The following is a 14,697-nucleotide window of genomic DNA, read 5'->3' as shown; positions in this document are numbered from 1 at the left end:
GTGCTCAAGGGGAAGCTTGACCTGCCCCTCGATGTCTATAACGGCATGGTGCCGACGGTGGCCAAGAATCTGACCAAGGGTGCCAGGGAGACCATCCACATGGTCGCCTTTACCCCGGGGCCAAGGGTTTTAGAGGTGGAGATGATCCCGTCGGGAGAGGAGAGGGTGCTGGTCGGGGATCTCAAGAAAAGCGCCCTTCACTACGTTCTGAAGCCCAGGCTCGGTATGCTGCTCAAGATCCCGGCGACGCTGCTCGGCAAAAACCCGCCTGACGATCATCTTTGGATCATTACGGCCGATGTCCCTGCCTTTGTGAAATTCGAGGGGCCCCTTTACAATGAGGGCCCCATCTGGCGGGTGGAGCTGACCAGCCCGGTCTGGCCGAAGTAGGGAAGAAGGACCTTGTCATGCCATTGACCCCGCAAAAACGAACCGTCCCCGAGTTCCTCGATCTTCCTTCCGATGCTTACGGGCTTGACGAACTGGATGGGACGCTGGCTGACATAAGGCTGGTTAACCGGTACTTGGGGGACCGGCGAGCCCTGCTGAAACACCTCTCGCGCCTGGCCGCCGGCTGTTCCGCGTTCACGGCACTCGATATCGCCACCGGTTCGGCTGATCTTCCCATGGCGATCGTCGACTATGCGCGGGAATCAGGGAAGAGCGTGGCCGTCACCGCGGTCGATATAAACGAGCATACGGTGGAGATCGCCCGCCGGGAGACGGTGGAGTATCCCGAGATCAAGCCGGAGGTGGGGGATGCTCTTAACCTTCCCTATCCCGACAAGAGCTTCGATTTCGTGATCTGCAGCAAGACCATGCACCACATGCCTGACCAGGAGGTCATCCGCCTGGCCAGCGAGATGTTGAGGCTGGCGAGGCGGGGCTTCCTGATCCTGGAGCTCAGGAGGAGCTGGATTGCCTACGCCCTGATCTCCCTCCTCACCAGGATCTTCACCACCAACCGCCTGACCCGCAACGACGGGCCCCTCTCGGTCCTGAAATCATTCACCCCCGCCGAACTGACAGTCCTGGTAGCCGAGGCCGGTGCGGTGCGTTTCACCGTCTCGCGGGAGCCATTCTGGCTCCTGGTAGTGGCAGGGGAGGTGTGATGCGCTTTTCCGTCGCCACCAACTTTAAAGCCGACCTGATCGAGGCCCTGGGAGGGTTTCCGGTCTCCGAACTTTTCGGCAAACTCCCAGCCGACAGCGTTGGCGGCGGGCGTGCCTCCTTCATGCTCTCCCCCCTCAAAGCGACGGAATTCGAAGCGCACGTGCGCCAGGCGTCGCGAAACGGGATCGGCTTCAACTACCTGGTGAACCCCGCCTGCATGGACAACGGAGAGTACACCCGGCGAGGCCAATCGGGACTCGAGAAACTGCTGGGGTTCGTGGAAGACTGCGGGGTTACCTCGGTCACGGTTTCCCTCCCTTTTCTGCTGCCGATCATCAAGCGGAGGCATCCTCGGCTCAAGGTACGTGTCGGCGTCTACGCCCGCGTCGACTGCGTAAGTAAGGCCCGGTTCTGGGAGGAAATGGGAGCGGATTGCATCACCCTGGAATCGATAGCGGTAAACCGGGACTTTCGGATGCTTCAGGCCGTCAGGCGGGCGGTGAAGCTGGAGCTTCAGCTGATCGCAAATTCCAATTGCCTTATATTCTGCCCTTTATCGGGGCAGCACATGGTGAACCTCTCGCACGCCTCCCAGAAGGGGCATCGAAGCGGAGGGTTCATGATCGACTACTGCGCGCTGAGGTGCTCCTTCGAGAAACTGCTCGATCCTTCCCACTACCTGCGCTCGGAATTCATCAGGCCCGAGGACCTGCAGGGCTACCTGGCAATGGGGTTCTCGTCGTTCAAGATTCTCGAAAGGGGCGCGCCGACGGCGGTGCTGGCAAAGCGGGTCCAGGCCTACACCGACGGGCGCTATGACGGCAACCTGCTCGATCTGATCCAGCCCTATGGGTACAAGGATCCGTCCAAGGGATCTTCGCCCGGCGCCAACCTCCGGATGATGCTGAAGTATTTCCTCAGGCCGGGCGTGGTGAAACCGTCGGGGCTGATGCGGCTGAAGGCGCTGGCGGAGAAGCGCGGGTTGATATCGGCCATGGAATGGGACCCGGTCTACATCGACAATAACCGGCTCGATGGCTTCCTGGACGGCATGCGGGAGATCAACTGCCGCGAGTCGGGCTGTGCGGAGTGCGGCTACTGCGGCCAGTGGACGAGGAGGGCGGTGCGGGTCGACGAGGCCTATCGAGCCGAGATGCTTGGACTGTATCAGGATGCGTTTGGAGAAATGTATTCGGGCGCGCTGTGGGGCGTCAGGACCGGGGGGTAGGGATGAAAGATGGACGCACCTATAACGGCGGGACTTCGAGTGATGGGGCATTTGTCGCCTCGATCGCTACCGTGGCGCCGCCTTTCAGCGCCGATCAAAAATTTGCCGCCGCACTCGTCAGGGATCACTTCCGTGACAGGTTGACCTCGAGAAGCCTCGGCTTGATCCGGGCGACCTTCATGCACCCGAGCATCAGGAAGAGGCACTTCGCGGTTGACGACCCGGCCTGCATAATGAACGAGACGCCGGACGAGCGCGTGGCGCGTTTCACGGAGCGGTCGATCGAGCTCTCGGCGCGGGCGGTGGTTAAGGCGCTGGACCAGGTCGGGATCGGTCCGGAGGAAGTCACCGGCCTGGTGGTCAATACCTGCACGGGATATATCTGCCCCGGCATCTCCACCTACCTGATCGAGCGCCTCGGCCTCTCGCGCAGCACCCGCGTCTATGACCTCGTCGGGAGCGGGTGCGGAGGGGCCATTCCGAACCTGCAGGTGGCGGAGTCGCTTTTGAAGAGCGAGGGCGGTATCGTGGTGAGCGTGGCCGTCGAGATCTGCAGCGCCGCCTTCCAGATGGATAACGACCTCAGCCTGATCCTCTCCAACGCCCTCTTCGGCGACGGTGCGGCCGCGGTGGTGCTGTGGAGAAAGCCGGTCGGGTTCGAGCTGGTGTCGTCGGCGGGGCGCTACGTGCCGGAGCAGCGGGATTCGATCAGGTTCGTCCACAAGAACGGGCAGCTCCACAACCAGCTTTCCACCGACCTGCCGGACCTGGTCAGGAAGGCGGCTGCCGGGGTCGTGGAGGACCTCCTGGGCAAGCACTCCTTGAACAGTGCCGATGTCGGCCAGTGGGCGCTGCATACGGGTGGGGAGAAGATCGTCAACGCGGTCCGTGACGAGATCGGCATCCCGGAGGAGCGGCTGTGGGCGACCCGGAAGGTGCTGGCGGAGTACGGCAACGTCTCTTCGCCGACAGTCTGGTTCGTGCTGAACGAGCTGTTGCAAAGCGGGATACGGCCGGGGCAGTGGTGCGTTCTGCTGGGATATGGCGCGGGGCTCTCGGCACATGCCTATCTGCTCAGGAAGACCTGAACCACGGGACCCTCTATTGAGGCTCTAGTCCCCCCTCCCCCTGAGGGAGGGGGGCAGGTGCCATTTCCTGAGCTGTTGCTGCGCGGGGATACGGCCAGTTAGGTCAACTGCGAATCCCCCCCGACCCCCCTTTGACAAGGGGGGAGACCGGAGGTTTCTCCCACTAAAAGGTGTGCCGCGAACGGAACTGATCTCCGGTGAAATAACCCCTTACCAGATCGAGGTTGTTAAGCATCACCTTCAATGCCGCCTTCTCTCTTCTCTTCACGAAGTAGTTTCCCATGAACATCCCCGGCCTGAAGAAGGCTTTCAGGTTTTCCCAGTTCATGATCCTGTTCAGCTCTTTTTGGGTCAGGTGACGGGTCCTCACGTTGCAGATGAACCCGGTATACCTGCTGAGGTCGTGGTTCGTCACCAGTCCCTCCTGCAGTAATTCCTCACGGATCCTGGTCCCCGGATACGGCGTCACGCACTGGACATAGGGTAGGTCGATCCTGAGGCTCTTGCAGGCGCGAAAGACCTCCCTGATGTCTTCCGCGTTGTCATCGGGATTGCCGATGATGAAGCCTCCCATCACCCCTATCCCGTGCTCCCGCAGTCGCCGTACCGCCTTTTCGGTCTTCTCCCTGATGTCTCCTTTTTGAAAGAGCGAGAGGTTCTTGGGGAGCACCGACTCGATTCCCAGGAAGACCATCCCGAAATTGGCCCGTGCCAGCGCCGGTATCAGTCCCGGGTCGGCCACGATCCCGGCAACAGAAGCCTGAACCAGGTATTCCATCGAGTCGAGCCCCTCTTCAACGATGGCTTCGGCTAGCTCCCTGAAACGCGTGGCATCGAGGGTGATATTGTCGTCCACCAGCAGGACGCTCTCTGTCCCTCGCCGCTTCAGCTCCTTCAGGTCCGTGATCACCCGCTCCTGTTCATGGCAGCGGAAGTTCGTGCCGTACATGCCGGTGATGGAGCAAAAGGTGCAGGACATGGTGCACCCCCGGGAGGTTTCGACGCAGTCGAGTTTCCTGCCCAGGTACCTGAAGTGATCGAGCACCCTGGCTTCCCTTTTGGGTAGCGGCAGTTTGGACATGTCGAGCAACCTCGCCTGCGGGTTGTGCCGGAAGACCCCGTGGTGACGCCATGAGAGGCTCGGTACCTCCCCCAGTTCCCGCTTTCCTTCGAGTGCCTCGATGAGGGCCCGGAATGCCTGTTCCCCTTCCCCCCTGATCAGGTAATCAAAAGGCGCCGCAACCGTGGCGGTCAGCTCTCGATAGGCGAGGGTCGCATGATAGCCACCCAGAACTATCTTTGCTTCCGGAACATGAGCTTGGCAGATCTCCATCACTGTCATAGCGCTCTGATACTGAAAGCTCATGCTGCTGATGCCGATGACTTCAGGCTCGAATGTCGACAGAAATGTCTTCAGCCACGGACCTATCTCTTTGTGAACCAGTACCAGGTCGACGATCCTCACATCGTGATCTGTCAGGACAGACGCCAATGAGCACAGCCCGAGGTTAGGAACCTTTATGATCCGGTCGAAGTTGTTGGCAGCATCAGGCATTGCCAGAAGCAGTATCTTCATTTCCTCTCCTTCTGAGAGTGGTGCCAATTGTTAAGAGTGAAATGAGAGTGCTCTAGGATTATAGGTGGCAATTCGGATTACGCAATCGGCTGTCTTTGTGGAGTCGGGGCAAGAGCAGGGTTTTGTGGGGGCAACGGGTAGACGCGGCCTCACGGCCGAGAATTTCTGCGGTTGTTCGCTGCCATCGGGTTTACAAGGGGGCCCGTAGCCGAGAAGAGAGCTGGACGGGGAAAAAGGGGGAGAGCCGGCCATGCCGCAGTTAAACGGTCGTTACCACCTTCGAGGCGACGTCGATGACGACGCCTATCGCCTTTACCGCGCTCTCGACCTTCTTCGAGACCTGCTTCAGACGAGGTATCTCTTTATCGATACTCTCGTCGATATCGTGGAGACGCCGCTGGTACGCCTGCAACTCGGCAATGTGCCGGTCCAGTTCGGTGACGAAGAGGTCCCCTTCCACCTCCTCAAGGCATTTCAAGAGTTCTTCCAGCGGCTTGACCGCGGCTTCGTCGGTGACCGTGGCGAGGGTGTCTGCTACCACCTTCTTCGTTTCGTTGACAACTTTTTCCGCCTTGAGCCGTACGTCGTCTAACATGGCAGTGTCCTCTCAATTGTTGTCGAGCTTCTTCAAACAGGGGCTTCATTTGCCTGGCAACGGGTAGCTTACCCGCTACTTGCCCCGCAGGAATTCGACCAGGAGCCGGACTCCGACGCCGGTAGCTCCCTTGGGGGTATAGGGGCGCGCCTTGTCGAGCCAGGCCGTGCCGGCAATGTCGAGATGGACCCAGCGGGTGTTGCCGACGAACTGCTTGAGGAACCATCCTGCCCTGATGGCGCCGCCGTGGCGGGTGCTGGCCGAGTTCTTGAGATCCGCGATATCACTTTTCATGGCCTCGCCGTACTCGTCCCAAACCGGCAGCTCCCAGATCCGTTCCCCGCACCTCTCACCCGCCCGTTTCAAATCCTCGATCAGCCGCCGGTCATTGCCTACCAGCCCGCTGGCCTCATGCCCCAGCGCCACCACGCAGGCACCGGTTAGAGTCGCGACGTCGATGACGGCGGCGGGCTTGTAATGGGTGCAGGCGTAATGCAGGGCGTCGCACAGCACCAGGCGGCCCTCGGCATCGGTATTGGTGATCTCGATGGTGGTGCCGGACATGGAGGTGATGACGTCGCCCGGCTTGTAGGCCTTGCTGCCGGGCATGTTCTCGGCAGCCGGGATGATCCCTACCAGGTTCACCGGCAGTTTCATTCCGGCCGCAGTCTCGAATACGCCCAACACCGCCGCTGCCCCGGCCATGTCCGTCTTCATGGCCTCCATTCCTGCCCCGGGTTTGAGCGAAATGCCGCCGGTGTCGAAGGTGATTCCCTTGCCCACCATTATGGTCGGACGTTCCCTCTCCCCGGCGCCGTGATATTCCAGCACGATCAGGCGCGGAGGTTGGGCCGATCCCTGCCCCACGGCCAGGAGTGCATTCATCCCGAGTTGCTCAAGGTACTCCTTGTCAAGCACCAGGCAGGTCAGGGACCGGCGCGCCGCCAGTTCGTGTGCGGTCAGGGCGAGGTAGCCGGTGGTGGCGACGTTGCCAGGCTGCGAAACGAGGTCCCGCGCCAGGTTCACGCCGTCGCAGATCGCCTCCACCAGCTCCACCCGCGCCTGGGCATTGCCAATGTCACCTTCATCGGTCAGCAGCACCGTCATCTGCTCGAACTGAAAGCGTTGATCCTTGTCCTTGGTCTTGTACTGGTCGAAGCTGTAGCCGGCCAGGAGAGCTCCCTCACAACTGGCCTCCAGCGCCCAATCGCCGCTGCCGGCCAGATGCAGCGCCGAGGAGAATGAGGCCACCCGCGCACCCCGCAATGCCTGGACCGCATGCCCCGCAGCCTGTCGCAGACGCTCGGCATCGAGCTCCGCCTTCTTTCCCACCCCGACCAGCAGCAGGCTTTCAGCGGCCAGTTTTCCGAAGGTGGGGATCAGCCGGGTGGTGCCGGTCTTGCCGGTGAACTCCCTGTCTTCAAAAAGCCGCTTGAGGAAACCATCGAGGGCTTTGTCGCATGAGGTAAAGAGGTCATCCCTGTCGTCTTCGAAACATGCAACGACAAGGGCGTGGGTGGTGTGGGCCAGAGGGGAAGCGGGCGCGGTCAGTATCTTCATCGTCATCTCACCTGTTTCAGTCAAATTTGCATTTAATCTTCCACATCTAATATAAAGACAGTTCCTTTATTGGCAAGTCTCTTTTTCACTTGAAAGAAAGAAGATCTTGAAAAGTTTAATTTACTATCTGTTCATGAAAATTTTACCATCAGGAGTCATCGACTCATCGAATGCTGGATGTGAAAAGGTTTGAGTCGTGAGGGGTTACTCATGGTTTGACTCGGCATTGTTACAGCAACAGCTGGAGTCGCTTTTTTTAGGAATATGACGAAAATACCGATACTTCCGTAACTGTGACCTGCGTCACTTACAGGATTATCTCCGTGACATATTCTCGGTCCAGTCTTGCGGTAGAGATGCTAGAACCGGAATTGCCAGGAGGGTGCTGTTAGATGGTTTTGCGTAGAGTCGTTCCCATTGTCACAGTGATGGCCTTAATTTCTTCATCTCCCCTCTTCGCTAAAGATGGCGGCGCTCTCCGGCAGTCTCCAACTTCCGCAGTGGAGATATCATCGACCTCGATACAGCAGGCCAGCCCCGAGGCAGTGTGCCAGCTGAAAGTAAAGGAAAGGTACGAGTACTATGACATTGACGGCTCGACCGTCAGTGACTTGCAGAGACAGATGAAGCACAACGGGACCAAGTGGGACGACGGTAAGACCTATGCCGCTCTTACCACCTGGAATCTCAACTTCCGCTATGACCTGTCGGAGGACGATGGCAGGTGTTCGATCAAGTCGGTAAGGACCGACGTCGACATCGTCTATCACCTGCCGCGCAGGGTAACCGCGTCCGGTTCCGATTTCACCCCTGCCTGGGAAAAATACATGGCCCACCTCAAGAAGCACGAGTTCGGGCACAAGGATATAACCGTCAAGGCTGCGGGAGAGATCAACGAAGTACTGGCTTCGCTCCCGGCCTTCGCCAACTCCGACGAACTGGAGCAGGAGGCGAAACGGCGGACCGACGAAAAATTACGGGAGCTGAGGGAGCTTCAGCTGGCCTACGACAATGAAACGAGGCACGGCGAGACTCAAGGGGCGATCCTCGCTGCCCAATAATCACCGCTGCTTTAAAATGTTCCAGACAAAGAAAAAGCCCTCCGGGAACGATAGCCGGGAGGGCTTTTTTGCTTACGACTTTTGTGCGGCTACACAGCCAACTCTTGCAACCGCTGCAAAGTGTCCGGGAATTTTCGCACCAGCATGATAAGTGCCGCAGCCTGATCGTTCGGCTTGGTTCGCCCCTGTTCCCACTTCTCCAATGTCCGCGGGGAAACGTGCAACTGATGGGCGAAGACCGGTCTTGAAAGACGGAGGTGCTCTCTTGTCTCGCGGATAATTTCCGGCGTCACCTCGATTTTCCCGGTAGGCTCTGCACTGTATGTTCTCAGCGTGATCTTGCCTTCACGCCAATCGGTTATATCTTCAAGGGCTCCCGCCAACTCATCAAACAGCCTTGGCTTCTGTTCCGACTTTGACATTGCTACCACCTTTCAACCCATTTCCTCAGCATCTTGTACTCATCAACGGAGAGATCTTCAAATTCATTCTTCAGATATATTGTCAGAAGATATATATGACGGTCTCGTACGTGCCAAAAATAAATGATCCGTAAGCCACCGCGCTTGCCACTTCCTTTTAATTTCCAACGTATCTTCCTGATCCCGCCCGTATCTTTGATGACATTGCCGGCATCTGGGTTTTGGAGTAGATAGTTCTGAAACTGCCGGAACTCTTCTTCATGCAGGTACCTTTGCCATCTGTTGGTGAAGGATTTGGCTTCTATGAAGATGACCTTCATAATATACCCTTCCAGCGTACAGTAGGCAATTGAAACTTGTGCTGCTACAGCCTTCGTTGCAGCTTACGGTAGCCAACTCCCAGGGCGCAGGCTTGGTTCTTCATGCCGGTGCTCCTGTTGATTCTTCCTCCGGCTGGTAACCCGTCCCCCTCCTGTCCTCCCCCTTGAAGGGGGAGGGACGCGGAAGGAGCGCGACGCCAGAAATTACACAGCGGTGAGGAATTCATCGGGCGCGAGGCTCGTGGCCAGCATGACCATGTTGATGTCCCTGTGGTCGTTCCAGGTACCGGTCTCCTGGTTGGTCGGATCCAGCCAGAACTGGTCTATCCTTTCAGCCAGCGGCAGATATCGACCGATCGCTTCGAACCGCTCCCGCAGGGAGCTGACGTTTTCCCCGAAGGACGCGGCATGCTGCTCGATCAGCGACGGCAGATGCTCCACTCCCTTGATGCCTATCGACATCCCCAGTTCCCTGAAGGCCAGCCGGAATCTTCCCGACAGCTCCAGCTGCCGCCCGGTCGAGACTGTCTCCAGACCAAAAGACGCCGCCTCCAGCACTTCCCGCAACAGGCCCGTTCCCGCCAGTTCACCCTGCGGCATGAGCTGTGCGATGCGCGAGGCATCACAGAGGAGTCCGCCGATGCCGAGGGTGTCGTCGGTTGCCCAGTCCCTGTCGCGGCACATGAGGCCCAGTTCCTCGATCTCGGTCTTGAGCGCGGGGAAGCTCGTGCCACCGGATCTCCTGGCGGCGGCCTGCAGTTCGCTGCAGGTAACCAGACCGTCCAGCGGGTCATGCTGCCCCATGGACTGGGCCTCCGGGCGGCTCAGGTCGATGCTCATCTTCCAGTACAGCCGCTTCTGATCCTCGGTCGGTGGCGTGTAGCTGAAGGCGGCATGAGCCGCCTGTGCCAGCTCGATGGCCCAGCCGAGGTAGGTGGCATCGCCGGTGGCGCGGGTAACGCAGTGGAGCGCGTGCATCCACTTGGTCAGGTAGTGGTAATATTGACCGTCGCGGTCCCATTCCAGGCGCTCGTCCGGAAACTCGTCCGGCGTGCGCTCGTTCAGGCGCTTGCCGATCCTCAACCCTCCCCGCGTCGGGTGGAGCTTCCCCTCCTCCTCGTTTAGGCCGCTGATCCAGCCGGTGCGTTGGGAATCGTGGCGGTGGCGTCCCAGGACATTATGCACCTGGTCGACCAGCCGCAGCGCCAGATCCCGCCACCTGTCCTCGCCGCTCTGCCGGTACAGTTCGAGATAGTTGCAGACGGCGAAGGCGTCGGTCCAGAGGTAGCGCCGGGGGGCATTGCCACCATCGAGCCCCGTTACCTTGGCGAAGTGCAGCATGATCTCTTTGACGATGTCGATATTCCGGTTCATGGCGTTCTCCTTGTAAAGTCGAAGAGCTTTATAAAGGAATTAATCGGGTTTTCCCGTCAGGTACCTGTTCTCCGGCGGCCAGATGTTCATGACCTGGCGCATGATCGCAATTTCGCCGATATGGTAGGCGTTGTGGTCGGCGGCGGTCAGCACCTCCCTCAAGATGGTGTAGCTCCTTGCATGCGGGATCGGCGCCAGCAGGTCGGTTGACTCATCCCGGACCAGGGCCATCAGCTCCTCGAGGTCTTTTCTGAACCCTTCGCAGCTCTTGTGCCACCCCGCCTCGTCGGTCTTCTGTTCGGGATCCGGGCGGTAACCCTGGGGGTATTCGGGGGAGATGTGATCGGGGTTCCTGATGAACTGCAGGATGTCCCACTGGGCGATGCGCAGGTGCTCCACGAAGTGCCAGAAGGCATACGGCGTGTTCGGCGGCCTCCTGTTGATGAAATCAACGGGGAAGTCAGCCACTGCCTCATCGAAGCTCATGTGGGCGTTGGCGCCCTGTAGCACCGCCAGGAGCTCGCTTCTCATGACCTTGTCCGGTCTCATGCGCATCCCTCCTCACCAGGCGTGGTTCTTTTCCTCCTAACTCTACTGTCGATGGGTCTAATTGCAAAGGAAACGGCACCTTTTTCACTTCCTCCCCGGCCGCCGTCGAATTGACGCTCACCCGTCATAAACTATAATTCACTGATATTTTTTTGGGATCATGCCTTTAAGGAGAAGCCATGGACTCGTTCTTCGCCTCGCCCGAGATGCCGATCTGCCGACACTTTCGCGAAGCCTGTTCCGGCACCGGTTCCACCATCATCCGTCGTCCGCTCGGAAAAGATCCTGTTCGCGACTTCGCCCGCTGCACGGCTTCCGGCCTTTTGTCGGCACCGCGGCGGATGGAGTCACGGTTCCTCTACGACGCGCAAGGGAGCGCTCTCTTTGACCGCATAACCCAGCAGCCCGAGTACTATCTCACCCGTACCGAGACCTCGATCCTCGCGGCCAACGCCTCGCGCATCAGGGGGGTAACGGGGCCGGTGCGGCTGGTGGAACTCGGCTCCGGCAATGCCACCAAGACCGACATCCTGCTTAACGCCTGGCTTGACCGTGCCCGCACTACCTGCTATGTCCCGGTCGATGTCAGCGAGAGCGCCCTGGACGGCGCCTGCACCAGGATCGGGCAGAAGTTTCCCCAGGTCAGGGTCATCGGCGTGAACAGCGAATACCAGGACGCCTTCCCCCTCTTCTCGCAGCTCTCCCCTGCACTGGTCCTCTTCCTGGGAAGTTCCATCGGCAACTTCACGGTGCCCGAGATGTCCAGTTTCCTCACCTCCGTGGCGGCTGCGATGGAGCCCGCGGATTATTTCCTGCTCGGAATCGACCTGGTGAAGGATGTGAAGCTCCTGGAGTCGGCCTATAACGACGCGGCGGGAGTGACCGCCAGCTTCACCCGCAACCTCTTTGCCCGCATGAACCGGGAGCTGGGCTGTTCGATCGAGATCGACTCCATCGAGCACATCGCCGAGTACCACGCCGAAAAGGAGCAGATAGAAACCTTCGCCTACTTCACCAAGCAGCAGGCCCTGTTCCTCGCGCCGATCGAGAGGCACCTGATGATTCCGCAGGGGGACCTGGTGCAGGTCGAGATCAGCAGGAAGTTCCGCCTGGAGCAGTTCATCCCCTACCTCGAGAAGTTCGGATTCATCACGGAGCAGGTCTTCACCGACCAGCGGGACTGGTTCGCCCTGCTCCTGCTGCGCCGCAGGGCAGGGTATCTGCCGCGGGTCAACGGGAGGGGGTGATGGAGAGCTCAGGCTGCGAAAAGCGCAATGGCCTTTGCGGGATCTGTCCCGCCGGATGTTTCGTCACCGCTACCCTCGACAATGGACGGCTGGTGCGGGTGGAGCCGAGGGAAGACCACCCGTTGGGGATGCTCTGCCGGATCGGGCTCCACTCCCCGCAGGTGGTCCACGACCCGGACCGGCTCCTGTATCCGCTGCGCCGCACCGGGCCCAAAGGGGGCTATGACTTCGAGCGCATCTCCTGGGACGAGGCCCTCGACACGGTGGCGGCACGTTTCCGGCAGCTCAAGGAAGAGTCCGGGCCCGAGACGCTGGCGATCTACACCGGGCGCGGCAGCTTCGACCTGGCCCTTTGCGACATCTTCCAGCCCGCCGATGCCGCCGTATCCTCGGCCTCAAGCGTCCTTTTCCCCTTCGGATCCCCCAATACCCTCGGCGTCGGCGCGCTCTGTTACGTATCGTTCGCCATGATCGCACCTCATGTGACCATGGGGGAGATGCTGATCACCATGGAGACCGACCTGGAGCAGGCGGAACTGATCGTGATCTGGGGGGCGAATCCGGCCACCGACTCTCCGCCGCTGACCCACAACCAGATCCTCCAGGCGAGGAGGCGGGGCGCGAAGGTCATCGCCATCGACCCGCGCCGCAGCGAAACCGCCCGTGAGGCCGAGGCCAGGTGGATCCCCGTCAGGCCCGGCACGGATGGGGCGCTGGCGCTGGCTCTCATCGGCGTGCTGGTGGAGGAGGAGCTTTACGACGAGCGGTTCGCCCGGGAGTGGACGGTCGGCTTCGATGAACTGTGCCAGCTGGTCCAACATTACCGGCCGGAGGTCGCGGAGCAGATAACCGGAGTTCCGGCGGAGACGGTACGGGAGCTGGCGCGGGAGCTGGCTTCGGCGCGGGGAGCCTCCCCGGTGATGTACACGGGGCTCGAATATTCGGACAGCGGGGTGCAGGCAATCCGCGCGGTATTCACCCTCTTCGCGCTGGCGGGGCAGCTCGATGTCCCCGGCGGGCTCCTCTTCCGAATGAAGGAGAACATCTTCCCCCAGAACCGCTCCCGGCTGGTGCCCAATCCCGACCTGAAGAAGGCCTTGGGGCGCGACCGCTTCCCGGTCTACTCCTCCTACCGCGGCGAGTCCCACGCCTCGATCCTCCCGGAGGCGGTGCTGGAGGGGAAACCATACCGGATCCGCGGCCTCACCATCCTGGGCGGGTCGATGATCACCGCCTGGCCCGATCCCGCCCTCTGGCGAAGGACCTTCGAAGCCCTCGACTTCATGGTCTCCATCAACCGCTACCAAACCGCCGACTCCGCCTATGCCGACATCGTCCTCCCCGCCACCACCTATTACGAGAACGTCTCGTTCATGAGATACGGCCCGCTCTTCAAGATCCGGGAGCGGCTGGTGGAGCCTCAGGGCGAGGCCCGCAACGACTTCTTCATCCAGGCGGAACTGGCCAGGCGCCTGGGATACGGGCACCTCTATCCCCAGAGCGAGGAGGAGATGCTCCGCTTCGCCCTGGAGGGGACGGGCTTCACCCTTGAAGAGGTACGGGCGGCGGGGGGCGAGGCGCGGGTGCCGACGGTGATGATGCAGTACAGGAAGTGGGAGAAGGGGCTTCTGCGTTCCGACGGCAAGCCCGGCTTCAACACCCCCAGCGGGAAGTTCGAGATAGCGTCGTCGATCCTGGCCGAACATGGCTACGACCCGTTGCCGGTCTACACGGAGCCGGGCGAGGGGCCGCTGGCCGACCCGGCTCTGGCCAAGGATTATCCCCTCGTTTTCAACTCCGGCACCCGGACCGTCCACGATTTCCGCACCCAGCATCACGGGGTACCGGACCTCAGTGATCCGCACCGGGAACCGCCGGTCACCATGAACCGGGAGGACGCCAAGGCACTGGGGATTTCCGAGGGGGACCGGGTCCGGGTGGAGACGCCGCGGGGCAGGGCGCCATTCTACGCCCGATTGACGGACGACATGGTGCGCGGCGCCATCGATGCCGCGATGGGGGGCGGAGGTCCCCTGGGCTCCGAGGCCTGGCGGCAGTGCAATGTGAACGAGCTTACCGATCCCCGCCGCTACGACGTCATCTCCGGCTTTCCCGTCTACAAGACCCTCCTCTGCCGGGTGGTGAAAGATACCGGGGGGCTATCACCTGGCGGATCTGACCGGCGACAAGGAGCGAATAGCGAAGATGCTATAAGTCCTCCTTTGACAAAGGGGGATTCAGGGGGATTTGCCCCAGGCCGTGAGCCTTTGGAGCCTGCATCGCAGTGCGGTGTGCCCGCCGGCTCCGCCCCTTCCGTCTCTTTCTCCCGCCGGGTCTACCTGGACCACAACGCCACCACCGCGGTGGCACCCGAAGTACGGGAGGCGAAGCTGCCGTTTCACGGAGAGGACTGTGGGAACCCCTCCAGCATCCACGGTTTCGGGAGCAAGGCCAAGAGCGCCCTGGAGGCCGCCCGGCGGGTCATCGCGCAAGGCCTGAACTGCACCGCGCGCCGCATCGTCTTTACCGGAGGGGGATCCGAGGCCGACAACCTGGCGCTCAGG

At 60.6% G+C, this 14,697-nt stretch carries 13 protein-coding genes and 1 pseudogene; 7 read left to right on the top strand and 7 right to left on the bottom strand.

Features of this window, described 5'->3' with window-relative positions:
* From AC11W3_RS09505 to AC11W3_RS09490, 4 genes and pseudogenes are all read left to right on the top strand, one after another.
* Positions 1-390, top strand: a pseudogene (locus AC11W3_RS09505) (hypothetical protein); the annotation flags it as partial.
* Between the two features lie 17 nt (positions 391-407).
* Positions 408-1,112: a methyltransferase domain-containing protein gene (locus tag AC11W3_RS09500; RefSeq protein WP_484092029.1), complete on the top strand. Its 705-nt coding sequence runs from the start codon at positions 408-410 to the stop codon at positions 1,110-1,112.
* Complete coding sequence (locus AC11W3_RS09495; RefSeq protein WP_484092914.1) at positions 1,112-2,341, top strand: U32 family peptidase; 1,230 nt, start codon at positions 1,112-1,114, stop codon at positions 2,339-2,341. Before AC11W3_RS09500 ends, AC11W3_RS09495 begins: the two co-directional genes overlap by 1 nt.
* Positions 2,342-2,343: 2 nt before the next feature.
* Complete coding sequence (locus AC11W3_RS09490) at positions 2,344-3,429, top strand: type III polyketide synthase (protein WP_484092913.1); 1,086 nt, start codon at positions 2,344-2,346, stop codon at positions 3,427-3,429.
* Positions 3,430-3,592: 163 nt separating this feature from the next.
* Here AC11W3_RS09490 and AC11W3_RS09485 read toward each other — a convergent pair whose 3' ends face one another.
* The 3 genes from AC11W3_RS09485 to AC11W3_RS09475 form a co-directional block, all read right to left on the bottom strand.
* Positions 3,593-5,005, bottom strand: coding sequence for a B12-binding domain-containing radical SAM protein (locus AC11W3_RS09485; protein ID WP_484092032.1), 1,413 nt, complete (start codon positions 5,003-5,005; stop codon positions 3,593-3,595).
* A gap of 259 nt (positions 5,006-5,264) precedes the next feature.
* A complete protein-coding gene (locus AC11W3_RS09480; protein ID WP_484092033.1) occupies positions 5,265-5,600 on the bottom strand; it encodes a hypothetical protein in 336 nt (111 codons plus the stop codon).
* Positions 5,601-5,675: 75 nt separating this feature from the next.
* Positions 5,676-7,160, bottom strand: a complete 1,485-nt coding sequence (locus tag AC11W3_RS09475) for a leucyl aminopeptidase (protein ID WP_484092034.1) — start codon at positions 7,158-7,160, stop codon at positions 5,676-5,678.
* Between the two features lie 392 nt (positions 7,161-7,552).
* Here AC11W3_RS09475 and AC11W3_RS09470 point away from each other — a divergent pair, with 392 nt between their 5' ends.
* Positions 7,553-8,221 (top strand): DUF922 domain-containing Zn-dependent protease, encoded by a 669-nt coding sequence (locus AC11W3_RS09470; RefSeq protein ID WP_484092035.1) that lies wholly within the window; start codon positions 7,553-7,555, stop codon positions 8,219-8,221.
* Positions 8,222-8,310: 89 nt separating this feature from the next.
* On the opposite strand, the gene AC11W3_RS09465 is transcribed toward AC11W3_RS09470, so the two are convergent.
* The 4 genes from AC11W3_RS09465 to AC11W3_RS09450 all read right to left on the bottom strand — a co-directional run bounded on the left by AC11W3_RS09465 (position 8,311) and on the right by AC11W3_RS09450 (position 10,886).
* Entirely contained in the window at positions 8,311-8,643 is a 333-nt protein-coding gene (locus AC11W3_RS09465) for a helix-turn-helix domain-containing protein (protein ID WP_484092912.1), read from the bottom strand.
* Between the two features lie 2 nt (positions 8,644-8,645).
* Positions 8,646-8,963, bottom strand: a complete 318-nt coding sequence (locus tag AC11W3_RS09460; protein WP_484092911.1) for a type II toxin-antitoxin system RelE/ParE family toxin — start codon at positions 8,961-8,963, stop codon at positions 8,646-8,648.
* A gap of 204 nt (positions 8,964-9,167) precedes the next feature.
* A complete protein-coding gene (locus AC11W3_RS09455; protein WP_484092036.1) occupies positions 9,168-10,337 on the bottom strand; it encodes a hypothetical protein in 1,170 nt (389 codons plus the stop codon).
* A gap of 39 nt (positions 10,338-10,376) precedes the next feature.
* Complete coding sequence (locus tag AC11W3_RS09450) at positions 10,377-10,886, bottom strand: DinB family protein (RefSeq protein ID WP_484092037.1); 510 nt, start codon at positions 10,884-10,886, stop codon at positions 10,377-10,379.
* Between the two features lie 179 nt (positions 10,887-11,065).
* Here AC11W3_RS09450 and egtD point away from each other — a divergent pair, with 179 nt between their 5' ends.
* Complete coding sequence (egtD, locus tag AC11W3_RS09445; RefSeq protein ID WP_484092038.1) at positions 11,066-12,133, top strand: L-histidine N(alpha)-methyltransferase; 1,068 nt, start codon at positions 11,066-11,068, stop codon at positions 12,131-12,133.
* On the top strand, positions 12,133-14,697 hold a 2,565-nt coding region (locus tag AC11W3_RS09440; RefSeq protein WP_484092910.1), incomplete at its 3' end, for a molybdopterin-containing oxidoreductase family protein. The genes egtD and AC11W3_RS09440, both read left to right, overlap by 1 nt.

Source organism: Geomonas sp., from assembly GCF_056994735.1.
This window is presented reverse-complemented; position numbering and strand designations above follow the sequence as displayed.

Bases quoted from the DNA above. Each gene is read 5' to 3' on its own strand.
- AC11W3_RS09500 (WP_484092029.1), top strand. From the start codon at position 408: ATGCCATTGACCCCGCAAAAACGAACCGTCCCCGAGTTCCTCGATCTT.
- AC11W3_RS09495 (WP_484092914.1), top strand. From the start codon at position 1,112: ATGCGCTTTTCCGTCGCCACCAACTTTAAAGCCGACCTGATCGAGGCC.
- AC11W3_RS09490 (WP_484092913.1), top strand. From the start codon at position 2,344: ATGAAAGATGGACGCACCTATAACGGCGGGACTTCGAGTGATGGGGCA.
- AC11W3_RS09485 (WP_484092032.1), bottom strand. From the start codon at position 5,005: ATGAAGATACTGCTTCTGGCAATGCCTGATGCTGCCAACAACTTCGAC.
- AC11W3_RS09480 (WP_484092033.1), bottom strand. From the start codon at position 5,600: ATGTTAGACGACGTACGGCTCAAGGCGGAAAAAGTTGTCAACGAAACG.
- AC11W3_RS09475 (WP_484092034.1), bottom strand. From the start codon at position 7,160: ATGAAGATACTGACCGCGCCCGCTTCCCCTCTGGCCCACACCACCCAC.
- AC11W3_RS09470 (WP_484092035.1), top strand. From the start codon at position 7,553: ATGGTTTTGCGTAGAGTCGTTCCCATTGTCACAGTGATGGCCTTAATT.
- AC11W3_RS09465 (WP_484092912.1), bottom strand. From the start codon at position 8,643: ATGTCAAAGTCGGAACAGAAGCCAAGGCTGTTTGATGAGTTGGCGGGA.
- AC11W3_RS09460 (WP_484092911.1), bottom strand. From the start codon at position 8,963: ATGAAGGTCATCTTCATAGAAGCCAAATCCTTCACCAACAGATGGCAA.
- AC11W3_RS09455 (WP_484092036.1), bottom strand. From the start codon at position 10,337: ATGAACCGGAATATCGACATCGTCAAAGAGATCATGCTGCACTTCGCC.
- AC11W3_RS09450 (WP_484092037.1), bottom strand. From the start codon at position 10,886: ATGAGACCGGACAAGGTCATGAGAAGCGAGCTCCTGGCGGTGCTACAG.
- egtD (WP_484092038.1), top strand. From the start codon at position 11,066: ATGGACTCGTTCTTCGCCTCGCCCGAGATGCCGATCTGCCGACACTTT.